We start from the raw sequence: 23,346 nt of genomic DNA, 5'->3' as shown, positions 1-23,346 counted from the left end.
ATAAAAGAATGGAGGGATTTTTATGAGCGTGCTTGATACCGGAATTATTTTATTTTACTTTCTTTTGTTAATTATTGTAGGAGTTTTAGGAGCGAAAAAGGCAAAAACGGTAGAGGATTACGCGCTTGCCGGAAGAAATCTCGGGTTGTTTATCTATCTTGGTTGCCTGTCTGCGGTCATTCTTGGAGGGGCTTCGACGATTGGGACGGCTAAACTAGGGTATCAGTTCGGACTTTCCGGCATATGGTTCGTATTTATGATTGGCTTGGGGATCACTGTGCTCGGTTTGTTTTTTACGAATCAAATTTACGGGGCCAATGTAACTACGATTGGTGAATTGCTCGGACGCCGCTACAATAAGGAAACACGTTTGATTAGCGCGCTTGTTGCGGCCATTTACACGATGATGGTTTCCGTGACGCAAGTAATAGGAATGGGTACGATTATTCATGCGGTTTTAGGCTGGAATATGACGGCTTCGATGCTAGTTGGAGGAGGAATCGTATTATTTTATACGATTCTCGGAGGAATGTGGAGCGTGACGATGACGGACATTATTCAATTTCTCATCATGACCGTCGGCATCTTTTTCGTGATGCTGCCGATGAGCCTGTCACATGTCGGTGGTTGGAAAGCGCTTTCTGAACAGTTGCCTGCGGCGCATTTCGATTTGACATCAATCGGGTGGGCCAATATTTTTCAGTATTTTTTGCTATATACTTTAGGAATGGTGGTGTCACAGGATATTTGGCAGCGGGTGTTTACGGCGCGCACGCGTAAAATTGCAAGAAGCGGTGCCGTATACGCTGGTTTATATAGCGTTGCCTATGCTTTGACGTTAAGCGTTATTGGCATGTGTGCAGTCATTGTTTTTCCGACTATTAGTGATCCGCAAAGTGTATTTGCTAAAATGTCGTTGACCGTTCTGCCGCACGGTTTGTTAGGACTCATTTTAGCTAGTGTATGTTCGGCGTTAATGTCGACTGCTTCCGGAACGCTGCTTGCTTCTTCCACGCTTTTGTCACATGATATTTTAAAGCAGTACTGGCTAAAAGACATGAGCGAGCAAAAGTTTGTTTTTCTGTCGCGAATGATTACTTTAGCGATTGGGGTTATTGCGATCGTGTTTGCCGTCTGGATTCAAGATGTCCTTGTCGCGTTGGATGTGGCTTATGCGATTTTGTCGGGGGCGATTTTTGTGCCTGTCGTTCTCGGTTTCTTCTGGAAAAAGGCAACCGCAAAAGCCGGTTTCTATTCGATTGTAATCAGTTCGTTAGTCGTGCTTGCTGGCTTGGCGGTGGAAGGCTTGAGTTCCACGAATCCGATTATGTACGGGATTGCAGTTAGTGTCGTTTCGATCATTGTTTTCTCCTTATATCCGTCTTTACGCCTCAGAAAAGGAAACGAGCTAGTAGAAGATCAAGAAGGGGTTCTGTGAACTATAACGCTGCAAGCGGAAAAACGCTCATGGCTCCACGTCATCTGTTTTATCGTTGAATTGTGCGAACGATCTTGCGCTGCTTTTGCTGAAGTGAACGCATGGAATTGAACCATTTTTGCGCGTGTTCATAGATGAAGCATCTTGTTCGCTGCATGGCGAAAAAAGAGAAACCGCCCTGCAGCATTTTCTGAAGAAGTGTTCGATTTTTATCTAAAAGATGAACAACGTTTATATTTGTGAAACAAGAAGTCCCCAAAAGGGCTTCTTTTTTATTTAAAGTTCAGAGCTATAAACGCAATAGAAGTAATTTTCTAAATATAATAAATAATAAAATTTTTATATAGTATTAATTTTTTGTATTTTTAATAAATATTTATTATAGAAGGATTAACAATGGAAAAATAATGAAGAATGCTAAGAAACTAATAATAAAATAATTCCGAAAAATTATTTTGCAAATTTTATATGATATAATCCTTACAACCAAGAAAAACATTTGTACACACAAGGGGGGACAGGAGAATGGAAAAGGAAATGACTTTAAAACGCAACATCGGTTTTTTTGTCGCTACGTCTTTGGTGATTGGAACTGTGATCGGTTCCGGAATCTTTATGAAGCCGGGGATCGTTCTGTCTGCGACCGGTAATTCCAATATGGCGCTTTTGGCTTGGATTATCGGCGGCATTATTACGCTGGCAAGCGGACTAACGATTGCTGAAGTCAGTGTGAGAATTCCTAAAACAGGCGGATTGTATGCTTACATTGAAGACGTTTATGGGAAAACATGGGGGTTTTTGTGCGGCTGGGTGCAAACGATCATCTATGGGCCAGCTGTTATCGGCGCTCTTGCCTTATATTTCGGGACATTAATGGCTGACTTTTTTCATTTTCCGCAAAGCGCAAGCCTTCTCATCGGAATTATAACGACGATTTTGCTTGCCGGTTTGAATTTATTAGGCACACAGTTTGGCGGATTTATTCAAACGGCGTCGACAGTCGGAAAATTGATTCCGATTATACTGATTGCCGTGTTTGGGATTTTTAAAGGCGATGCCACCGTTTTTAATGTACAAAGCGGCAGTACGGAAAATTTAAGCATGGGTGCCGCCATTTTAGCAACGCTTTGGGCGTATGATGGTTGGATGAATGTCGGATTTATGGCGGGAGAAATGAAAAACCCTGCAAAACATCTTCCAAGAGCTATTATTTCCGGACTTTTAATTGTTATCATTGCTTATTTGTCGGTCAATATCGCCATGCTGCATGTGCTTCCTGCTCAAAAAATCGTGGAGTTGGGACCAAATGCGGCGTCGACAGCGGCGACGTTGCTGTTTGGCGAAATCGGCGGCAAAATTTTGGCGATCGGTATTTTAATTTCAATCTTTGGATGCTTAAACGGGAAAATTCTCACGTTCCCGCGAATTCCTTACGCCATGGCGGCAAAAGGGATTCTTCCAGGAGCCAAATTCCTTTCTAGCATTCATCCGAAGTTTAATACTCCTGTAGGCGCTACGATTGTGCAAGCTGCCATCGCGATCATCATGATGGTTTTCTGGAATCCTGACAGGTTGACAGACATGGCGATTTTCGCGGTTCTCTTATTTTACGGACTGTCTTTTAATGCGGTGTTCTTGCTTCGCAAAAGAGATAAAAATGAATCGCATTTGTATAAAGTTCCGTTATATCCGATTACGCCGATCGTCGCTATCGGAGGTACGGCATACATTATTATCAGCACGCTCATGCACTCTCCTGCGGACACCATTTTCTCGATCGGCATCACGTTAATCGGGTTGCCTATATATTGGAAGCTGAAAGGAAAAAATGACAGCACTTCAAATGTAAAAGCAAGTTAAAAAGGGTTACGTTCTTCAAACCGCATTTATTTCTTGTGTGAAATAAATGCAGTTTCAAAGTGTTGAAAAAAGGTTCAGACGCCGAGTCTGAACCTTTTTCTCTTTATTTCGCTTGTTGGAAGATGGAAACGGCTTGCTTCGGAACCCAGAAGCGTTCGGCCGTGTAGACGTTCAATCCTTCGAGCTCGTACGTTTTGTTGCCGATGGTCATGATGTTTTTGTTGGCTGGGAGCTTGGCTGTTTTCTTTCCTTTCGCGACCGTCAGGACGAGGTTGTTTGCGTCGCTCTTGTCAATGGCGACAGTCGCTCCGATCGCTTCAAATTGTTTTTTCGCGTCGGCAAAAAGGCGGGCGGTAACAGTCTTTAAGTCGAAGCCCATCGCGTTCGCCATGATGCGGGCGAGGTCGGTGTTTTCAAATGTGCCGACGGGGCGGTTCGGACCGTACGTATAAAGGAAGACATCTTCGCCCGTATGGCCGCCTGTTGTAAAGCCAAGGTTGGCGCGCGCCGCAAGCAATTCAGGGAGCGTTTTGCGCAGGTCGGCCGACTCGTTCAATTTTTTCTTCTCGTCCGGCGTTAGCGCGTCCAAGCCATACAAACGGGCGACTTCCTCAAGGTTTGATTTATCGCTTTTGAGCTGGCTTAACGCGCCGTCCAACGTCATTTTCGCTTTTTTCAACGGTTCGATATATGCGGAGACCGGGGTGTCCGGATATGTCTGGTCGGTGTTGCGGTTGCCGATCGTAATGCCGCTGTTGCCATGGTCGGTGACGGCAATGACGAGCGTGTCGCGGCGTTTTTTCGCAAATGACACCGCTTCTTTCACTGCTGCGTCGAAGGCGAGCACTTCGCTAATGATGCCAACCGGATCGTTCGCGTGGGCCGCCCAGTCGACCTGACTTCCCTCTACGAACAGGAAAAATCCGTCTTTGTCTTTGGACAGCGTTTTAATCGCTTTATTTGTCATCTCCGCCAGCGCCGGCTCGTCCGGGCGCGTGTATGGCCGGTTCATGTCTTGGGCCATCGCATCGTTCGCAAAGACGCCCCAAATTTTGTCCGCTTTCGAGCGAAGCAGTTCGTCGCGTGTTTCAACGATGTCATATCCTTTGTGGGCGAGCGTATCCAGCAAGTTTTCGTTATCTTTCCGGTTATTTTTTCCGTCTCCAGGAAGCAGCGCCTCTTTGCCGCCGCCTAACACGACTTCGATGTCTTGGTACACTTGTTGCTCAGCGATGTCAGGGAAAAAGTTGCGATGCTCGACATGGGAGGAAAAGCCAGCCGGCGTGGCGTGCTGAATGGCTGAAGTGGCAATGATGCCGGTCGCCTTTCCTTGCAGTTCTGCTCCTTCAAGCACCGTTGCAACCGGTTTTTTCGCATTTTCTTTGGCAACTGGCGCTATACCTGGGGAATTGACGACGCTTGGGAGAATGCCGATATACTTGTCGTTTGATTTGAAGCCTGTTGCCATCGCGGTTGCCGCTGGAGCGGAGTCTGTGATCGCCGATTCAGCGGAATATGTCCGCACCGCTCCGCTCGCCATTTCATCCAACGCAAGCGGCGCGCCTTTGTACCATCTTGCCAGCGTGGTCGCTCCGGCGCTTGTTCCGTCCATTACCATCATGATTACGTTTTTGATAGGTGCCTTTTCTTGCTTTTTTTCCTCGCCGCGTGCCGCCGCAGCAAACGATCCCGCGACGAGCGAACCGACAAGTGTGATGCTCACCATCTTTTGGCTTAGCACATTCACCATGCTCTCCCCCTTGTATAAGATTCACTGCTATTATAGGAAACTTTCATTAATAGAACATCAATAGATTGTAAATGTTTTATTAAAAAGGAATAAAAAGGGTGATTGTTGAGATAGAAGAAAGAAGGGGGGTGTCTTTCTGGAAACGGGAGTGTTGGGGCCTTGGCAATCAACGCTTGCTTGCTGTTTTTTGCGGGACGGCACGCCGTCAGATAGCGCAGCCTTCCTAGCAATGCTTTTGTGGCTGTCGGCTTGCATAGCAGGAGCGCTCGATAGCATGAACGCGCTTCATCATAACCGATACTCCCGATTGTTGTGAAAGCCTGTTCCATTTGCGACCAGAAGAGTGGACTTCAAATGGAAGGGGACATTCACCTATGGAGTCCTGCTTCGCATACGATGGATGTAGGAGAAAAGCGGAGGACGGTGACCATCATGCTCACGCAGCGAGACGAAGTCGATCGAGATGCGTTGCCCCTATGGCAGCGAGAAGCGTTGGAAATGTTTGAAGCAAAAATGCGCGATAAAAACGAACCATTTCCGTGCGTTCCAGCGACGCAAGGATTTTATTTAAACCATTTCCGATATGGATTTGTCGGAAATCCAAGAGAAGCAAGTGCCATTGAAGAGTTAGCGGCGCTCATGACAGAATTTACGAAAAACTCGCGGCAGTTTGGGAAATACACATCGCTCATCATTTTTTTTGAAACTTCATCGGACGATTTTCGTTCGCTAACAGTAGAACAATTTGAGCAGCTTTTTTGGGATGTGCTGAATCGGCTGCATCAATTCGATGAATCAGCCTGGCCTTCCCATATTCCGCAAGACCCTCATCATCCGCTATGGGAATTTTGTTTTCACGGTGAACCGTATTTTGTCTTTTGTGCTACCCCAGCGCACGCGAAGCGAAAAAGCCGCTCCTTCCCGTACTGCATGCTCGCCATTACCCCAAGATGGGTATTGCAGCAATTTCGCGCCTCTCCATCCGCTGCGAAAGTTCAAGCGGAAATTCGCAAAAGATTGGAGCGTTACGATTCGATTCCGGCCCATCCCCATTTAAACAGCTACGGACACGATGAAAATTATGAGTGGTTGCAATATTTTTTGCGTGATGACCAAACGAGCTTATCCAAATGTCCGTTCCACGCCCATTTACGCGGCAAACAGTGACGTCATGTTTCGAGTGCATATAGTAAAACCATTAACGCCCGTGCTAATTAACAACGGGCGTTTTTTGCGGGAAAGAACTCATCGAACAAAAGGATGTAGATGAATTGATCCGATGTAAACAAGCTGCTTTTCCTAGGGAGAAGGAATCCATCGAGAAAATACTGGCAGTCATAAAGTTGTATCCGCACGGAATGACGGCAGAAGAGAGAGGGAAGTTGATCGGATCGGGCAAGCCGAACGACGTCCGTTTCTGAAGTGGCGGCGGACATTACGTACGGTTCGGTCGGGCGGCCAGAGCGCACCTATCGATTGAAACGGTGAGGATATTTTAGCTTCAATGCCGCTGTAAAAAATTACATAGATAGAACCAACCAAACAATTATTACTACAAAAATCCCCTGTTCAACTCTGTGCACACAATTGAACAGGGGATTTTATAAATCTACAGAAAGGACCGTATCCATGTTTCCGCTCCATTTCAGGTATTCAACATATTTTCGACTTGCTCTGGCGTTAAGTTGCGGATAAATTCGATTGGGTCAATCGCTTTGATTCCGAATTCTTCACATTTTTCTACGTATCGTTGATAAGCTTGTGCGTACATTTCCATTACATTCGCCTCCTGTTACATCGCCTGTTGCTCGTCTAGTAGGAATTGACTTGTAAGATCGCGTTCATTATTCTTCATGGCGTCCTATGCATTTTTCGCACTCGTATAAATAGGATTCATGCTGCTCCACAATTTCTTCGCCGCATTCCCGGCACTGCTTCGGCGGCAAGTTGCGATAAAACTCTAAAGATAGCATGTTTATAACCTCCTAATATAGTGAATGTGTTGTTAATTGTATTGTATTATAACAGAATATAAAAATCAATATCTGTTATACAATTATTTTTGAATTTTATTTGAAAAGGTACCTAGATTGCCGCTACATAATGGTTACAATATTACGTACCGAGCGAAACATATGGAACATCCAGCATTGAATCGGAATGGCGTTTTCGCAAACTCAACTTTCAGAAAGGAAATACGAAAACTGGAAAGTGATCAAATGATGATGAAAAAGGATTGAAAAGTACGGAAAACGGACAAGGGAAAATTAGTAATAATTGTTCATTAAGGGAATTGGTTTAACATAATCCACCGAGAAGTCTCCCACCTCTAAGCGAAGTGTAGGTGGGGGAGGTTCATAGACTTTGAATGGTTATATTGACGCTTTTATAAAACTCAATGATTAAGGTGCGTTCGTTTTTCATAGTATTGATTCATGCACAGGTGCGTCTAATCTTAATGCTTATTATCAAGTTATAAAGATGTGTCTGTGATTTTTTCTGTTCAATGTTTTTGCTGTCGTGTTGAATGATGATACGAATAGTAGCAATATTTCCTATTGATATTAAACTTCTCTTTTCATTTCCCCGCAGTGACAATATCGATGGACTATATTCTTGATGGTGATTTTTGTGAAAAATCGCGTTGTTAAGCAAAATGAGATATACTGAAAGCAAACAGATTGAATGGGAAAAGCAATTTTTGCTTTAAAAGGATGGGGGTTGAATGATGACAAATAAAGAATATCAAGAAATCATAGAGAAAAAATACGGTAGGCCGTTAAAAGAGATTATGTATGAACTTTGCGTAGTAAGAGATGTAGTTCCCACTGAAGGAGCTAACGAGCTAGGTGTGCCTAAAAGCACGTTTTTAGCGTGGAGAAATAAATTTCGGTTTGGACCGCTTCAGAGAAAAGCTGATTTTGCTGAAAAAATACGGGACAAGCAGATTCGTAAATATAAGCAGGAATTGCAGGACACCGAATTTGAGCGTGATTTTCTTTACAAAGAGGAGAGGTCTATTAGAGGATTTAAAGAAGTGATGGAGCGTTTTTTGGAACTTGAAAAGTACAAAAGCGTATTAAATGACCCTGACGCTTCTGACTACCTGTTTATAACGATGAGAATTGCAACAATTGAACAAATGTTGAACTATTTAACCCAATATGAACAAGGAAGGCTGCACGAAGCATTTGACAAAGAGTATGAATATCTACGCATGATAGCAAATAAAGAAATATAATGCTATAAAAGGAGGCCCTTGATGAGCGACTTATTTGACAAATATAAAGAATCGATTGTTCTATCATACCAATATGCGTTTCGCTTATTGCTGCATTTAAAGAACGTCATTTCCGCTTCTCAACAAGTGGCAGCGGAAGATGAATTAATGAAAGAAGTATATCGAGATTCAATCGTAAAAAAATATGAAATTCTCGAAGATCAGCTTTGGAAGCTGCTGTCGAAGATTTTCAAGGCGTCCGGGTTGGAATTGCACAGCCCAAGAGCGTGCTATCGGCAAGCTTTCAAAGAAGGCTGGATTGAAAATATCGATATATGGAACGATATATTAAGTTCGCGCAATGCAATGGCTCATGTATATAATGAAGAGGATTATGAACAGATCAAACAAAAAATTGTTGATCAATACGTTCAGCAAATCGAAGCATTGTTGCAAAATATTAAAGAAGAAGTGATCGATCGTGACACATGGAATTAACAAAAATGTCTTTGAGCGCCTGATCGCGTATTTTCAAAGCGAGAAAGAGATTCAAAAAGTCATTTTATTTGGCTCGCGCGCAAAAAATACGGCGCGCCGTAATTCCGATATCGATTTGTGCATTGATTATACGGGAAAGCAAAAGTGGAAAGTGATCAGTGATATTGACGACATTGTTGGCATATATTCATGTGATGTGCTATTTTGCGATTCGTTGAACCAAGAAATCGAGCGGCAAATCGAACGCGATGGAATGGTGATTTATGAAAAATGAGGGATGTGTTGAGCGGGCAGACGGATTATCACCGACTGCCCATTCTCTTTTTACCGCCAATGGCATCGGTGTCGGCGAGCCGCTTCCAACCGTTCACATGCCTAGCGCTCACCTATTCGCATTCACAAACCGATTTCCTTCAAGAATCGGCACCGCTGTCGTGACGTCTATTTGCGCGCAGTGGAGGACGTCTTGTTCGTATCCGCGCTTGCGCAATTCGCGTCCGCTTATCGAGTCCCAAATCAAATCGCGCCATTGATGTTTTATAGATTGATAGGCACCGACGCACACTTGCGCTTCCGGCGATTTGCTTCCGATAAGCTTTGAAACAATCATCCCCGCCCCGAGGTAGTCTTCAATGCTGGGCCGCAGTTTGTTTTCGTTTTCTAAAGCGTCTGGCCATGTTTCCCCGCACGGAACGACCGTGATGTTCGCGCCGAGTGCTGCCCGCAACGCATTCGCTTTTTCGGCGACCGCGGAGGCGTTAAGTGGACCACCGATGAGAAGGGCTGGAACTTTCGCCGCAATCCACGTGCATGCGGCACCGTTGAGCGAGCACATGACAAATTTTTGTCCGCGATCGGCTTCCGTAAAGGAGAGTGGCGACAACGAGTGCCCGCCGTATTTGATGGCTTCCGCTCGTCCCCATACGATCTGGGCGCCGATTGATTCCGCAAATGCTTTTGTATGCTCGTTGATCGGCGGGGGATATGGATAAATCTCTGCGCCATAGTCGACGGCGGTCACGACAGTCGAGGAAAAGCTAAGGACGTCGACGATGATGACAATGTCGCCTCGCTCCGCTGCCCCCACTCGACTTTAACTTCAAACGGTGATTGGTCGAAAAACATCATACAGGCCTCCATAGTTTTTGAGTTTACTATACTATAATTTTGTTTTTATAGAAACATATGGATATGAAATGCGTTTCTGCGGTGAAAAAGAAGTAAAAGGCAAATAGGATCGGGTGAATCGAAAAAAGAATTGAAGTAGAGGAGGCGTTATGCGTCCGATTTCTGTCATAATAAGGGCGGCACGCATTGGCACCGCCTGCTTTCGTCATTCGCTAAGAAGAATGGTTTTTGTAAACTCGGTAAAGTCTGTTAAGTGGTGATCGAGTATTTTTTGCAAAATCATCAAGTTCAACTCTTGATAATCGTGGACGGCAATATTGCGGAATCCGACCATTGCTTTCATTTTTTGCGACAGAGAGGGAGGGATGATGCCATGTTGTTCTAATAGGGAAAAAGCGTCTCGGCTCGTTTGTGGAAGGCCGAGCTTTTTTTGAGCGACGATGTGCATCGCAAGATCAATGCTCGCTTCACACGCCCGTTGGAGATTGAGGACGATCGAATCTTGCTTTGTATAATTCTCAAGATGTTTTGGATTATTTTCATATTCTTCGTGAATGCGTTTGATGCATCGTTCAATAATACTAACTTTATTTAAGATAACATCATTTTTCATAAACCGACCCGCTTTCAGCAATGTTTCGCAAAATTTCCGCACGCTCCTCGTTTAATTTCGCATACATTTTCAACGCCCGCCATTCGTACTCCGCTTTTTTCCGTTCATCCGCACAATAGATGGCTTTGCCGCTTGTTATGACTTGCGCTTGAAGCACGGTGCTCGCTTGCTTCAAATCGATGAGATCGACATCCCGCCGCAGCTGTTCCGCCAGTTGTTGTGCGACCATAAATCGTTCATAATGGTCCAATGATCGTTCGTCGCTGAGAAAAGCAATATCGATATCGCTTTCTTGATGAACGTGCCCGGTCACCGCTGAACCAAACAAATAAATGACATAAGGGGAGACTGCTTCAGTTAGCATTTCGACTATGATCCGTTCCATTTGTTTCGTCATCGCCGTCCCTCCTGTTTCCGCCCTTTCGGCAATTATTTATTATTATATTATTTTTAATTCCGTGCTTCAAACGCTAACACGATTGTAAACTTTGCTGTTTTCTTTGTTTTGGGTACGAAAAAGCGGTAGCGTTGTGAGAATCGTTAGCTAAACACCATGGTTTCTACAATGCAAATAAAAGAACGGCTTTTGTCGCTTTTATGCAATTTATAAAATACAACGGGTATGATTTGAATATGCTGACGAAGGCCCCCATTGAATTTGTAGTCGATATTGTCAACCATCGTTATTCGTTTAAGGAAATGGTGGAAATAATTAAAGAATATACGACATTGCGTGGCTAGCGGTGTCGGAAAAATACCCTCGTTGTTGTAGTAGGTAGATGGATAACAGCAACTATTTGAAATTTCATCATCAGCAACAAATGGCGACCAAGTACAGTCGTCGATCGCCAATCGTGCAAAAACTCCCAGGGATCGACGACATATTGCCTTTTTACGAAACCGCCGCCCGGCAAGGCATTGCGCTAAAATATGGGTTTCGATATAATAAAATCGACGAATTGCTCCAAATAAGCAAAATGCTCATTTATCAGTGCTTTTTTGGTTTTTATCGTACCTATGAGGAATTGAAACAAGCGAAGGAAGAGAAGAAGTTCCTAACGATTCCAGAGTTTTTATCGTACCTATGAGGAATTGAAACTAAATTTCCTGTGTCCGCTGGCGTAATGCATCCCTGGTTTTTATCGTACCTATGAGGAATTGAAACTCGCTATAAAGCGATCAACTACGAATTTTTGGTAAGTTTTTATCGTACCTATGAGGAACTGAAACATTGATGTGTGAAGCAACTTCATTTCTGGGGTTGCTGCGTTGTTATCTTAAGGATTAGAACCTGAAACTTCCCAATGATTTTCGCTGTTTCAAATATTGATGTAACGATGAATAGCCGAAACGTTCGGGCTTGGGGGAGCAATTATGAATGGTATTACTGTAATCATCGAGTTATTATGTAGTTTTCTAGTGCTTGCGGCGGGGCTCGTTCAGCTTAAAAACTCGCTTCGATTTACCAGCGTCATTGAACAAGAGAGTGTTACGATTCAACATGTTTTACGAGAGTTGGATGCTGATTTTTTCAAGCTTCTCCCCGTAACTTTTACCTCTATAGCATGCCCGATCATCATTAAAGGCACCCACTTGGAAGCCCTGGGGCATATCTTTTTTCCAAGCTTGGCTATAACCGGAGCTATTGAGAGTATTCATTATTTTTTAAAAGATTGGATGGCTCGCAAACAACTGAAGATCGGATACTATAAGCGTTTCGCCCTTGCGATTTTAGGGATTGTTTATGGTGTTTTTATTTGATAAACATCCTCGGCGCAATACCTCTTGTTGCTGTTCTAATGCCGCCGCGCCTCGTTCTCTCCAGAGTAATTCCATTCGACCGCATCGGCCGATTCCACATGTTGCTTTGCTTCACGTACACTCGATCGTTACTACGTTTTAGAAACAAGGCCATAGTAAGCGAGTGAGCATCCTCAATTGTTTTGAATCGACTTTGTCCTTTTCAATTTGATTACAAAACAGGAAAACAGGTTACGTGCCATTAGCAAAAATGGTATGATGGACTAAAATATGGTGGAGGATTTGACGTTGAAGTTTTTTAGGTGCGTTTGTATTTTGTCATTCATTGCATATTTGCTTATATTAACAAAAATGGTGTTGTTTAAAGGCGTAGCGATCAGCGATTTTCATCTTAGCAACCGGGAAACGTACTGGCATTCGAGCAACTTCGTGCCTTTCAAAACGATTGCATTTTATCTGTTTTTTGCGGATGTGAATTTAGATATCAAGGTGGAGAATGTGGCAGGAAACGTCGTTGGTTTCATCCCTTTTGGCTTTTTCCTTCCGCTATGCTTGAAAAAGTGTCCTTCATGGCTAACCGTTCTTTTGGCTACGATGTTTTTAAGCCTTTCCTACGAGACTGTTCAACAATTATTTGTGTTGGGGAATTTCGATATCGATGATATTTTGCTAAACACATTTGGCGGCGTTTTAGGATATGCCCCAGGGAAATGGGCGAGCTTGCGCGTATACAAAAACGAGTCGAACTTTCATGCACATATAAACGGGCGATGAAACCGTTGTCGTTCTTGAATTCGATACGCTTTGTATCGTGCATTAAACGGACATGTTCTTTTAATGTCGGTGTTATTCCTACACTTTTGAGAGGAACTTCTTGTCTTGGAAGAGGAAGGTATGAAATATATGTTAAAACGAACGATTTGGAACGAAGAAAAGCCCCTTTTAAAATTGGACGAAGGGATGTCCCGAAAAAACTAGGACATCCCTTTTGTTTTTATTGACAAAGCGAACGCAAATGGTAATCGACGATAGCTTCGATTTGCTCTGGGGATAGCTGCTCTGGCTGCATAATGCCATGCATGGCTAAGCCATCAATTAGGGCATAAAGGCGTTCCGTTTCCAAATCAACTGGTAAATCTGGTTTTGTGATACCGAGTTGGATCAACGTTTCGATCATGCGCTGGATGGCGGAGCGCAGTTCGTTGTACATGCGTTCGCTTAGAGGATCAAGGTCCTTATCCCAGAGCGCTTTTTGCGTAAAAGCAAGCCACACCTCCATTTCTTTTCTTGTTTCATCGGTTAAAGGCAAAAGTTCGAGAAGAAAGCGTTTGATTCCGTCAAGCGGCGGGCCGGAAAACCGAATGGCTTCGATCCGTTCTTTTACCCGTTCTGAGACAAGCTGCATCGAAAACGCTAAAAGTTCAGACTGGGAAGAAAAATAATGGCGCAATGAACCGGCAGAAATTCCCGCTTCTTTAGCAATATGGCGGACCGTGGCTTTTTCCAGCCCATCCCGCATAATGACTCTCCAAGTTGCTTCAGCGATCCTTTTCCGTTGTTTTTCATGATCAACTATTTTAGGCATGGACATATTATATCACCATTGATTTTTTAGCACAACTGTGTTAAATTGTTTTTAACACAGTTGTATTAAAAAAGAGGGGATCGATAGTGGGATGGTTTATCGTCATTTGTGAACTATTATTTTGGGTGTTCGTTGTTTCAGGATTGTTTACGAGATACGTGTTAAAGTGGAAGAAGACGAGTGCATGGCTCTTTTTTTGCACGATTTTGGCCGACGTCGTTTTGCTTATTATCGCGATCATGGATTTATCGCGAGGGGAAACGGCACAACTAACTCACGCTTTGGCAGCTGTTTATATCGGTATTTCTATTGTGTATGGGCGTCGAGCCATTCAATGGGCAGATGATCAATTTGTCCGGCGGGTTATGAAGATTTCACGCCCTGCTGCGAATGTGCCTCGATTCGGCAAAGCGCATGCCAAATACGAGAGACAAGGATGGTATCGCCATTGGTTCGCATGGGCGATCGGCAATGCGATCATCTTGTTGATGATTTGGCTAGTCGGCGATTTTATGAAAGCGAAGGAACTAATCAAAGTTACGCTCTTTTGGTCCCTTATTTTATGCGGCGATTTTCTTTGGAGTTTCAGCTATACGATATGGCCGCGCAAGGCACCACAAACTAGATAATAAAAGTTTATCACGAAGTTGCGCTACATCTATAAGAGTTTCTTATATTTTCGAAATGTAAAAAAAGAAAATCTTGAGTAAATCTAGTTTTAAGTTTTGTTATTTCTCTGTATATTTATTGTAAATTTGAACATTATTGGAATGAAAACCCTTATAATGCTGATTAGACCAATACATATTGGTCACAGTAAATGATAAGGGGGAAGAGGTCATGAAAGCAAAGCATGGTTTGTTGCTAAAAGTGGGTGTATCTTTGTTGACGATCATGCTGATGGGAGCGTGCAACAACGCGGAGGAGAAAAAGGACCAAGGAACGAATCAAACAGAGCAAAATACAGGACAAAATACGGAACAATCGGGAAGCAATCAATAGAGGGATAGAAGAGGCGGCTTATTTTTAGCCGCCTTTTTGTTATAAGAGGGCGGCGACAAATGGGGGAACATATTTGCGTAAATTCAGCAAAAATTTTACAATCCGTTCGCATTTCCTCAACATTGTTGTTTTAGTCTGGAGGTGTAACAATCCTTTGAAAAAGGAGTTTGACGCGTGATGACAAAGTTTTTTCATCAAGCCTACGCTTTAGAATGCCGAATGTTTCGAGTCGTTAACCGCTACTTTGATTGCAAGTGGCTCAATTTCTATTTTCGCCATATTACGCATGTAGGCGGTGCGACATTTTCGATTGCGGCGGTGCTAACGGCGCTGTTTTTCTTCCCTCAGGAGTGGCGCATGACGGCGATCGCTAGCGCCTGCGCCTTGGCGGCGAGCCATGTTCCGGTCGCTGTAATGAAGCGGCTGTATCCGCGAAAACGACCGTATGTAGTTTTAGCAGAAACAAAAGTATATGATCCGTTGCAAGACCATTCGTTTCCATCCGGCCATACAACCGCAGTCTTTTCCGTCGTGATCCCGTTCGTTTTAGCAGTGCCCATTTTATCGTTTTGCCTTTTACCGCTTGCTTTCAGCGTTGCGATTTCTAGAATTTATCTAGGGCTTCATTATCCTTCCGACGTTCTTGCCGGGGGATTGCTTGGTACGGCAGCGGGCATTGTATCGTTTTTCTTATTATAAAAGTGTCAGGGAGGGTCTATATGAGAATTGCGCTTTTTACCGATACGTTTGTGCCTGAGGTTAACGGAGTGGCACGGACATTAAAGCGCCTGGCCGATTTTTTTGAAAAGAAAGAGATCGAATATAAAATTTTTGTCCCCGAGATTCCTAATAACCATTCACTTGACTTCCATATTCACCGCTTTACGAGCTTTCGTTTCTTTTTGTACCCGGAATGCCGTGTGGCGTTTCCGAACATGATGCAAATGAAAGCGGAATTGCAAGCCTTTCAACCTCATCTTATCCATATTGCTACTCCATTCAATATCGGACTGTGCGGCCTGCATTATGCGAAAAAAATGCAAATTCCTGTAGTCGGTTCGTATCATACCGATTTCGATCATTATTTACGGTACTATGACTTGCGGCTTTTCTCTAAACTGTTATGGCGCTATATGCATTGGTTTTATAGGCCGCTGCAAAAAATTTTCGTCCCTTCCCACGATACGATGGAACGATTAAAGCGGCGCGGCTTTACTAATTTGCACATGTGGCCGCGCGGGGTGGATGGCTCGTTGTTTCATCCTGATTATGATAAAGAGGAAGTGCGGAATCGATATAACATTCATGAAACATATTTGCTCGTTTATGTCGGAAGGATAGCGGCGGAAAAAGACGTTCATCTTTTGCCGCAAATCGCTGCAAAGCTGCCTGAGCCGTTGCGAAATCAAGTGCACTGGCTCATTGTTGGAGACGGTCCGTTAAAGGAATCATTGCAACAAAACGCCCCCGATCGTATGACGTTTGCTGGTTATCTGCACGGTACGGAATTAGCGAAAGTGTACGCTGCGGCGGATCTGTTCGTCTTCCCGTCACCAACGGAAACGTTCGGCAATGTCGTGCTGGAGTCGCTGGCGAGCGGAACACCGGTTATTGGCGCCGATAGCGGCGGGGTAAAAAACATTGTGCAACATGGAATATTCGGCTGTTTGTGTGAGCCGGGAGATGTTGATGGATTTGTTGAAGCTATTGTACGCTTGCTTGCGAACGACGCCCAAAGAAAACAAATGGGAGCAGCGGGCCGCGCTTATGCGTTAACGCAAAATTGGGATACGATTTTGGAAGAATTGCTTAGTGAATATGAAAAAGTGTTACACTGTGATTCACACTCGCTTCATGCTTAATCGCCCGAGGCATAAATCGAGTGTACGGGCATTCGCAGCGAGCTTTGGCGACTATCGATATTGCGCAAAGATACGCATAAAATCTTACAACTTCCATTCCTACTTAGAGTTTGTCGAGCAGGAGGCGGAGAAGAAAACACCGCTCTTTTAAAACGGAGTGCTTGCATAAAAATATGGTTTTTGTAAAATATCAACTAGAAGAAAAGGTTATCATTTTTACGGAAAAGGCAATGCCAGGCTTCGGGAATGAGGAAGCCTGTTTTTTGTTTGGGATCGTAAGTCAAAGTAAAAATGAGAAACGAGAGCGAGTTGGAGGGCGGAAGTAATGATTGAGGTGAAACATTTACATAAATCGTTCCGGGTTCATGTTCGAAAGGCGGGTTGGCTTGATGCGGTCCGCCATTTATGGAAACGGGAATACCGTGTGGTCGAGGCAGTAAAGGACGTTTCTTTTACCATTGAAAAAGGGGAAATTGTCGGGTTTTTAGGTCCGAATGGAGCGGGAAAAACGACAACGATGAAAATGTTGGCGGGACTATTGCACCCGACGTCGGGGGAGATCAAAGTCGGGGAATATGTTCCGTTTGAACAAAGGGCCGAGTTTAAAAAGATGATGAGTTTGGTGATGGGACAAAAAAGCCAGCTCATTTGGGATATTCCGCCGATGGAAACCTTTTTAGTGAATAAGGCGATTTATGACATCGATGACCGCGCATTTCGGCGGACGCTTGATGAGCTTGTGGAGCTATTGGAGCTAGAGCCGCTATTGACAAAGCCAACAAGAAGCTTGTCGTTAGGACAGCGGATGCGCTGTGAGCTCGCAGCGGCATTATTGCATCGGCCGGCGATTTTGTTTTTAGACGAGCCGACGATTGGGCTTGATGTCCATACGCAAGAAAAAGTCCGGCGTTTTATTGCCGACTATAACCGCGAGCATCAAACAACCATTTTACTCACATCGCATTATATGGGAGATGTGACGGCGCTATGCGACCGCATTATGATCATCAACTACGGCCAGCTCATTTATGATGGAGAGCTGGCAGTGCTGACGGAAAAGCTGGCTCCGTATAAACGGCTTGAAGTGCAATTTGCCGAGGTGCCGAATGTGCGCTGGGAGGATTACGGAGAGGTGGCGGAAATCGAAGACGGCAATGTCGTGTTGCGGGTAATGCGGGAGAAAGTGGCCGAAGTATCCGCGCATTTTTTACAGCATTTTCGCGTCCATGATATTAACATTCAAGATCCGCCGATGGAGGAAGTGATCACAAGAGCGTTTCAGGAGGAGGTGCCGCATGGTTCGTAAATATGTCGCTCTTTTGCGTATGAAGTACATAGAAATGCTCGCGTATCGTCTCGCCACGATTGTGTGGATGACGGGAGCGATCACCCAGCCCCTTATTACGATGGCGGTCTGGATGAACATTGATCCGTCGCAAAGCGATGCGTTCTTCTTTTATTTTATGGCGGTTATTTTTGTTGAGCGGATGACGAGCGCTTGGGATGTTTGGGAGCTTGATCGGGAAATTCGCGAAGGAACGTTTTCGAACTACATCATACGCCAGCTGCATCCGATCCATTGGGCGATTGCTGAAAACGTTGTTTATAAACTATTATTTCTCGTCATATTGGTGCCGATATGGGCGGTGGCGGCGCTGTTTGCACCGGCGCTGCGCTTTGATATATCAGGTGGACAGCTTCTTTTGTTTTTGGCGGCGGTGCTTCTTGGGGCGGCGCTTCGTTTTTTGCTCAGCTATACTTGCGGGCTGCTCGGCTTTTGGGTGACAAAAGTTGCGGCGATTTATGGCGTGCTTGAAGTCATTTCTTTATTTTTATCAGGGAGAATTGCACCGCTTGAGATGCTGCCGCCGTTTTTGCAGCAATGGAGCATCTTTTTGCCGTTTCGCTATATGATCGGATTTCCGATTGATATTATAAATAAAGCCGCCAATGGCGACGGTATCATGAAAGGTTTTGTGATCGCATTGATTTGGGCGGCGGTATTCATCATTGTGCTTCAATTCGTATGGAAAGCGGGATTAAAGAAAAATCAGGCGGTAGGTGGTTGAAGATGGGCAAATACTGGCGAATGTTCCGCGAGTTTTTCCGGGCGTGCTTAGTAGAAGAATTGGAATACCGCAGCGAGTTTCTCGGCAACCTCATCTCCAGCTTTTTTGGCATCGGGATCGCGATTTTGACGATGAACATCTTTTTTTACCAGACGGACCGGTTAGGGGGATGGTCCTATGCCGATGTGCTCGTGCTGCTTGGCGTCTTTAATACATTGAAAGGGTTGATCGACTTCGCTTTGCGCCCGAATATGCCGCGTCTGCTTGAACATGTTCGCCGCGGCACGCTGGACTATATTTTAACAAAGCCTGTCGACAGCATGTTTTATGTCAGCTTCCGCCATTTAGTATTTTGGCGTTTGATCGACGTGGCCCTCGGTTTGGGCCTTGTCGTTTATGGATTGGCGGAAAAGCGTTACTTTCCGTCGTTTGTCGATATCGTTGTTTTTTTCATTACGATGGCGGCGGCGCTTGTGTTGATTTATTCGCTTTGGATGATGTTGATGACAACCTCGTTTTGGGTCATCCGCATTGATGATTTATCTTTTATTTTTGATTCATTTTTTGAAACAGCGCGGTTTCCGATCGGCATGTACCGCGGCTGGGTGCGCGTTGTGCTGACATATGTGCTGCCTGCGGCGGTGATCACAAACATGCCGGCTCTGTCGCTGTTAGGAAAATGGAATATATCGACCGCGTTGATTGTCGGATGTTTGGCTGTTGTCTTTTTATGGCTGGCGCGGCGTTTCTGGCGTTTTGCGCTGCGGTCGTATACAAGTGCGAGCAGCTGAGGAGGGAAAACCCCCTCCTTTTATTTTTTGAGCTTTATACCTAGCAGTTCAACGACTGAGGGTTCGCGTTCCTTCTTGAGATTGGTCTATTTTCATTTAGAAAATGTATCACCAACTGATAAAAAAGCACTTGCTTTTTGAAGAAACCGCTAACGAACTTTAGCCATGCTAAAACATAGGAAATAGTAGCTAAGTTTTATCAATGGAGAAAACTAATAGATTTTACGCATACTGATTCATCCTGGTGTTATACTTTTTACATATATACACAATTATAGAGGGGGATTTCCTGATGTGTGGACGCTTTTCGTTGACTGCTGATGTGAGGCAGCTGCAAGCGTTGTTTCATTTTGTTTTGTCTGAACCGATTCCACCCCGTTTTAACATTGCGCCAAGTCAGGCGGTTTTGACGGTTGTCGAGGAGAATGGAGAGCGAATTGGAAAAATGATGAAATGGGGTCTTGTGCCGTCTTGGGCAAGCGATCCGAAAATCGGCTGGAAGATGATTAATGCTAGAGCGGAGACGGTCGATGAAAAAGCGAGCTTCCGCCAGGCGTTGAAGCGGCGCCGCTGTTTGATTTTAGCGGATGGCTTTTATGAATGGAAAAAGATCGAAACGAAAAAAATTCCGTACCGTTTTACGCTAAGAAACGGGGAGCCATTTGCGTTTGCGGGGCTGTGGGAAAAATGGGACAAGCAAGAAAAGCCGCTATATACGTGTACGATTATTACAACAGCGGCCAACGAACTGGTCGGCCAAATCCATGACCGGATGCCGGTTATTTTGCCGCCGGATGAGCAGGAGGCATGGCTTGATCCGGAGCTTGAGGATACCGATTATGTGAAGTCGTTGCTGCGGCCGTATTCTGCTTCGGAGATGAATATGTATGAAGTGTCTACGATTGTCAATTCGCCGAAAAACGATGTGAGCGCATGCATTGAGCCGCTCAACAGCAAGTAGGACGAAAAGAACTATAATCATGTAAAGGGGGGATAAAAGAGGACGAATCGGCAGACCTTTATCCACGTACGAACGGTTGAGACTAAATTTCTCAAAGATGATATTTCTACAGCCGCCTAGTTTCATCTTTGCTGCGAGGAATAAAACATTTCAGCGGACTGGCAGCTGGAATTTAGCTAAAAACGAAGACGTAAGCCAAAACGGGGTCAATCGCTGGCGCCGTTTTATTTTTATGAAATTTAAACGATCGTTAGTTTTTATATGAATAATGCCCCCTCAAAAATGAAGAAAAAATGGGATATTCAATCATGAATATAGCCAAGGGTTATTAGAAATATTAGATATTTAGATTCATAATTGACAATATTCTAATAATTTAATAATATCATGTTTAACAAACGAAATTTTTAAAAACATAATATAAGAGGTGTTTTGACAATGTGTTCACGAGAGCGTGTATGCTGTTCGTTTTGCGGTTCGGCTAATGTAGCGAAAATGTCTCTGTTTGGAACGGCGCAGCTTGTGTCGCAATACTACTGTAAGCAGTGTAAAAGTGTTTTTGAATGGGTGCGCTGGCGGAGCGAATCAAACATAGCGGGGACAAGAGATGAAGGGAAAGCAATATGAACGCTTAATCATCTTGAAAAGGAGGGGAGGCATTCGTCATAATACATAATAAAGGATAAAAATTCAAAAAAAGACAGGTGTGAACAGCGATGAAACCAAGGGCACTTATGTTTACGTTATTTGGCGAGTACATTCAGCATTACGGAAACGAAGTGTGGATTGGCAGTTTAATTCAGATGATGTCCCACTTCGGCATTTCTGAATCCTCCATTCGCGGAGCGGCGCTGCGGATGGTGCAGCAAGAGTTTTTTGAAGTGAGGAAAATCGGCAACAATAGCTATTACTCGCTGACGCCAAAAGGAATGCGGACGATGATGGATGGCTTTACCCGCGTCTATTCGTTAAAAAACTATAAATGGGACGGCCATTGGCGCATTCTAACATATTCTGTTCCAGAAGAAAAAAGGGAACTGCGCAATCAAATTCGGAAAGAATTAAGTTTAATGGGATTTGGTCTCATTTCTCACGGAACGTGGGCAAGTCCCAACCCGGTTGAACCGCAAGTGATGGAATTGATTAAAGACTATCATTTAGAGCCATATGTCATCTTGTTTACGTCTAACTCGATCGTGTCGCATAGCCATGAACAACTAATTGAACGCGGATGGGATTTTGCGCAAATCGCCAAAGAATACGACCAGTTTATCGAAACGTATCAGCGAATATACGAAGAGTTCCAAAAGCGGGCGTGGAATAACGAGTTATCCGATCGGGAGTGCTTTATTGAACGAACAAAATTAGTGCATGCCTATCGGAGCTTTTTCTTTATTGACCCGAGCTTTCCAAATGATTTATTGCCGGACCATTGGAGCGGCACGAAAGCGCGCGAGTTGTTCTTCAATGTGCACCAGCTTTTGGCAGTGCCGGCCATTCGCTATTTTGAAACATTGTTTGAGCCCGCACCGGACCGTGAACGTGTATTCAATCGCGATAAAGCGATTAATCCGTTTATAGGGATGATTTAGTACAATCTCTTTTTCCTGAATTGGACAGTGAATATGATTCGGATATGTTTCTTTTTTATCTGCGAGGAACGCGACTAATGAAATGGTGGGATGTATATGGTCAATATTGAAGCAGTAGGGGACAATATATTTCGCATCCCTGTCCCTGTGCCGTTTCCGATGAAATATGTTTATTGTTATTTATTTCGCGAAACCGATGGTTGGAGCTTAGTCGATGCAGGTTTTCATTACCCGGATGCGGTTGATGCGTGGGAAGAAGTGTTTCGAAAGCTTGGAGTGAACCGTCAGCATATCCATTCAATTTATGTAACGCATTTTCATCCAGACCATTTCGGTTTAGCTGGGTGGATGCAACAGCAAACCGGTGCCAAAGTATGGATGAGCCGGGAGGATTATGCGATGGCGGAGCGCGTCTGGAAAAAGCGGAGCGACCAGGCGAATCAAGTAGGAGTCGTCTTCAGGCAGCACGGTGTCCCGGATGAGTTAGCAAAGCAAATTGAAGAAAGTATGCAAAAGCTGTCCAAACACGTGATGCCGCTTCCTTCTTTAACGATTCTTGAGAACGATGAAGTAATTTTAGGACAAAGACGGTGGAAAGTGATAGCGGTTCCAGGCCATAGTGATGGGTTGATTAATTTTTATCAGCCTGAGCTAAAATGTTTGCTTGTGTCGGATCACGTATTAGAACGTATTACGCCAAATATTAGCGTATGGCCTGGAAGTCATCCGAATCCGCTGCAACAATATTTTTCTTCTCTACATAAAGTTCGGCATCTTGATGTGGCGATCGCGCTTCCGGCTCACGGCACAGTGATTGGCCATCTTCGCGAGCGGATTGATGAAATTATCAAGCATCACGAAAAACGATTGGATTACATGAAATCTTTAGCGAGCGATGGAAAGACGGCTTACGAAGTGGCGTATGCCGTGTTTGTCCATAAGCCGTTGACGCCGCACCAGTGGAGGTTTGCGATCGCTGAAACATTGGCGCATTTAGACTATTTAGCATCACTTGATGAATTGGTAAAAGAAGAACGTGAGGGAGTCATCGTTTATCACTTTAGGCGAGAAGACTCCCACCTCAAGGAACGAAAGGGAGTAGGTGGGAGATGAATCGCCTTCGGACAAGGGACGGCTTATTGGCCATCTCGATGGTTCGACTGTTCGAGTGTCACTTGCCATAAGTGAAACATCGTTTGTGTACGAGTGCCAAGCT

General features: G+C 44.4%; 27 protein-coding genes and 1 pseudogene. 21 read left to right on the top strand and 7 right to left on the bottom strand.

What is annotated here, in order from left to right:
- The first annotated feature begins 22 nt into the window (after positions 1–22).
- Together N667_RS0113280 and N667_RS0113275 are read left to right on the top strand one after the other, a co-directional pair.
- The gene (locus tag N667_RS0113280; protein ID WP_027410024.1) at positions 23–1,438 is read left to right on the top strand and encodes a sodium:solute symporter; all 1,416 of its coding nucleotides are present in this window, start codon (positions 23–25) and stop codon (positions 1,436–1,438) included.
- A gap of 525 nt (positions 1,439–1,963) precedes the next feature.
- Positions 1,964–3,298, top strand: a complete 1,335-nt coding sequence (locus N667_RS0113275) for an APC family permease (protein ID WP_027410023.1) — start codon at positions 1,964–1,966, stop codon at positions 3,296–3,298.
- 103 nt (positions 3,299–3,401) lie between these two features.
- On the opposite strand, the gene N667_RS0113270 is transcribed toward N667_RS0113275, so the two are convergent.
- Positions 3,402–5,048: an alkaline phosphatase gene (locus N667_RS0113270; protein ID WP_027410022.1), complete on the bottom strand. Its 1,647-nt coding sequence runs from the start codon at positions 5,046–5,048 to the stop codon at positions 3,402–3,404.
- Between the two features lie 432 nt (positions 5,049–5,480).
- Here N667_RS0113270 and N667_RS0113265 point away from each other — a divergent pair, with 432 nt between their 5' ends.
- Both N667_RS0113265 and N667_RS20230 read left to right on the top strand, forming a co-directional pair.
- Entirely contained in the window at positions 5,481–6,215 is a 735-nt protein-coding gene (locus tag N667_RS0113265) for a YqcI/YcgG family protein (RefSeq protein WP_027410021.1), read from the top strand.
- A 104-nt stretch (positions 6,216–6,319) separates the two neighbouring features.
- Complete coding sequence (locus tag N667_RS20230) at positions 6,320–6,469, top strand: hypothetical protein (RefSeq protein WP_156936131.1); 150 nt, start codon at positions 6,320–6,322, stop codon at positions 6,467–6,469.
- Between the two features lie 224 nt (positions 6,470–6,693).
- Here the strand turns inward: N667_RS20230 and N667_RS20350 are convergent, their stop codons facing one another.
- Together N667_RS20350 and yhfH are read right to left on the bottom strand one after the other, a co-directional pair.
- Entirely contained in the window at positions 6,694–6,825 is a 132-nt protein-coding gene (locus tag N667_RS20350) for a hypothetical protein (RefSeq protein WP_269528358.1), read from the bottom strand.
- Positions 6,826–6,892: 67 nt separating this feature from the next.
- Positions 6,893–7,021: a protein YhfH gene (gene yhfH, locus N667_RS19530; RefSeq protein WP_084279206.1), complete on the bottom strand. Its 129-nt coding sequence runs from the start codon at positions 7,019–7,021 to the stop codon at positions 6,893–6,895.
- 755 nt (positions 7,022–7,776) lie between these two features.
- On the opposite strand from yhfH, the gene N667_RS0113245 reads away from it, so the two are divergent.
- Genes N667_RS0113245 through N667_RS0113235 form a run of 3 tightly spaced genes read left to right on the top strand, consistent with a single transcriptional unit; the run spans position 7,777 to position 9,040 of the window.
- Positions 7,777–8,289 carry a hypothetical protein gene (locus N667_RS0113245; RefSeq protein WP_027410020.1) on the top strand — a complete coding sequence of 171 codons (513 nt, stop codon included), beginning with the start codon at positions 7,777–7,779 and terminating at the stop codon, positions 8,287–8,289.
- Between the two features lie 21 nt (positions 8,290–8,310).
- Positions 8,311–8,766 (top strand): HI0074 family nucleotidyltransferase substrate-binding subunit, encoded by a 456-nt coding sequence (locus N667_RS0113240; RefSeq protein WP_027410019.1) that lies wholly within the window; start codon positions 8,311–8,313, stop codon positions 8,764–8,766.
- Positions 8,747–9,040, top strand: coding sequence for a nucleotidyltransferase domain-containing protein (locus tag N667_RS0113235; RefSeq protein WP_027410018.1), 294 nt, complete (start codon positions 8,747–8,749; stop codon positions 9,038–9,040). The genes N667_RS0113240 and N667_RS0113235 overlap by 20 nt, the downstream gene beginning before the upstream one ends.
- A gap of 108 nt (positions 9,041–9,148) precedes the next feature.
- Here the strand turns inward: N667_RS0113235 and N667_RS18750 are convergent, their stop codons facing one another.
- The 3 genes from N667_RS18750 to mntA form a co-directional block, all read right to left on the bottom strand.
- The gene (locus N667_RS18750; RefSeq protein ID WP_232223978.1) at positions 9,149–9,853 is read right to left on the bottom strand and encodes a 2-phosphosulfolactate phosphatase; all 705 of its coding nucleotides are present in this window, start codon (positions 9,851–9,853) and stop codon (positions 9,149–9,151) included.
- Between the two features lie 246 nt (positions 9,854–10,099).
- Positions 10,100–10,507: a type VII toxin-antitoxin system HepT family RNase toxin gene (gene hepT, locus N667_RS0113225; protein WP_027410017.1), complete on the bottom strand. Its 408-nt coding sequence runs from the start codon at positions 10,505–10,507 to the stop codon at positions 10,100–10,102.
- Positions 10,497–10,904: a type VII toxin-antitoxin system MntA family adenylyltransferase antitoxin gene (gene mntA, locus N667_RS0113220; protein WP_027410016.1), complete on the bottom strand. Its 408-nt coding sequence runs from the start codon at positions 10,902–10,904 to the stop codon at positions 10,497–10,499. Before mntA ends, hepT begins: the two co-directional genes overlap by 11 nt.
- A 152-nt stretch (positions 10,905–11,056) precedes the next feature.
- On the opposite strand from mntA, the pseudogene N667_RS19845 reads away from it, so the two are divergent.
- The 4 genes and pseudogenes from N667_RS19845 to N667_RS18745 all read left to right on the top strand — a co-directional run.
- Positions 11,057–11,248: pseudogene (locus N667_RS19845) on the top strand (type II toxin-antitoxin system death-on-curing family toxin); the annotation flags it as partial.
- Positions 11,249–11,286: 38 nt separating this feature from the next.
- The gene (locus N667_RS20415; protein ID WP_409978191.1) at positions 11,287–11,595 is read left to right on the top strand and encodes a hypothetical protein; all 309 of its coding nucleotides are present in this window, start codon (positions 11,287–11,289) and stop codon (positions 11,593–11,595) included.
- Positions 11,596–11,881: 286 nt separating this feature from the next.
- Positions 11,882–12,268: a hypothetical protein gene (locus tag N667_RS0113215; protein ID WP_027410015.1), complete on the top strand. Its 387-nt coding sequence runs from the start codon at positions 11,882–11,884 to the stop codon at positions 12,266–12,268.
- Positions 12,269–12,583: 315 nt separating this feature from the next.
- Entirely contained in the window at positions 12,584–13,042 is a 459-nt protein-coding gene (locus N667_RS18745) for a VanZ family protein (protein WP_232223976.1), read from the top strand.
- Positions 13,043–13,262: 220 nt separating this feature from the next.
- On the opposite strand, the gene N667_RS0113200 is transcribed toward N667_RS18745, so the two are convergent.
- Positions 13,263–13,853: a TetR/AcrR family transcriptional regulator gene (locus N667_RS0113200; RefSeq protein ID WP_027410014.1), complete on the bottom strand. Its 591-nt coding sequence runs from the start codon at positions 13,851–13,853 to the stop codon at positions 13,263–13,265.
- Between the two features lie 86 nt (positions 13,854–13,939).
- On the opposite strand from N667_RS0113200, the gene N667_RS0113195 reads away from it, so the two are divergent.
- From N667_RS0113195 to N667_RS0113145, 10 genes are all read left to right on the top strand, one after another.
- A complete protein-coding gene (locus N667_RS0113195) occupies positions 13,940–14,482 on the top strand; it encodes a hypothetical protein (RefSeq protein ID WP_232223975.1) in 543 nt (180 codons plus the stop codon).
- A 211-nt stretch (positions 14,483–14,693) separates the two neighbouring features.
- Positions 14,694–14,855, top strand: coding sequence for a hypothetical protein (locus N667_RS19840; protein WP_156936130.1), 162 nt, complete (start codon positions 14,694–14,696; stop codon positions 14,853–14,855).
- A gap of 177 nt (positions 14,856–15,032) precedes the next feature.
- Positions 15,033–15,554, top strand: a complete 522-nt coding sequence (locus N667_RS0113185; protein WP_027410012.1) for a phosphatase PAP2 family protein — start codon at positions 15,033–15,035, stop codon at positions 15,552–15,554.
- 20 nt (positions 15,555–15,574) lie between these two features.
- Positions 15,575–16,717, top strand: coding sequence for a glycosyltransferase family 4 protein (locus N667_RS0113180; protein ID WP_027410011.1), 1,143 nt, complete (start codon positions 15,575–15,577; stop codon positions 16,715–16,717).
- Between the two features lie 325 nt (positions 16,718–17,042).
- On the top strand, positions 17,043–18,023 hold the full coding sequence (locus N667_RS0113170; protein ID WP_027410010.1) for an ATP-binding cassette domain-containing protein: 981 nt from the start codon (positions 17,043–17,045) through the stop codon (positions 18,021–18,023).
- The gene (locus tag N667_RS0113165; RefSeq protein ID WP_027410009.1) at positions 18,013–18,786 is read left to right on the top strand and encodes an ABC transporter permease; all 774 of its coding nucleotides are present in this window, start codon (positions 18,013–18,015) and stop codon (positions 18,784–18,786) included. The genes N667_RS0113170 and N667_RS0113165 overlap by 11 nt, the downstream gene beginning before the upstream one ends.
- A 2-nt stretch (positions 18,787–18,788) precedes the next feature.
- On the top strand, positions 18,789–19,577 hold the full coding sequence (locus tag N667_RS0113160) for an ABC transporter permease (protein ID WP_027410008.1): 789 nt from the start codon (positions 18,789–18,791) through the stop codon (positions 19,575–19,577).
- Between the two features lie 292 nt (positions 19,578–19,869).
- Positions 19,870–20,538, top strand: a complete 669-nt coding sequence (locus N667_RS0113155; RefSeq protein ID WP_027410007.1) for an SOS response-associated peptidase — start codon at positions 19,870–19,872, stop codon at positions 20,536–20,538.
- A gap of 716 nt (positions 20,539–21,254) precedes the next feature.
- Positions 21,255–22,130: a PaaX family transcriptional regulator C-terminal domain-containing protein gene (locus N667_RS0113150; RefSeq protein ID WP_027410006.1), complete on the top strand. Its 876-nt coding sequence runs from the start codon at positions 21,255–21,257 to the stop codon at positions 22,128–22,130.
- Positions 22,131–22,220: 90 nt separating this feature from the next.
- Positions 22,221–23,243, top strand: coding sequence for an MBL fold metallo-hydrolase (locus N667_RS0113145; RefSeq protein WP_027410005.1), 1,023 nt, complete (start codon positions 22,221–22,223; stop codon positions 23,241–23,243).
- The last annotated feature ends 103 nt before the right edge of the window (positions 23,244–23,346 follow it).

Source organism: Anoxybacillus tepidamans PS2, from assembly GCF_000620165.1.
Lineage (GTDB): Bacteria > Bacillota > Bacilli > Bacillales > Anoxybacillaceae > Anoxybacteroides > Anoxybacteroides tepidamans_A.
Note: the sequence above shows the minus strand (reverse complement) of the source record. Positions and strands in the feature narration are given on the sequence as shown.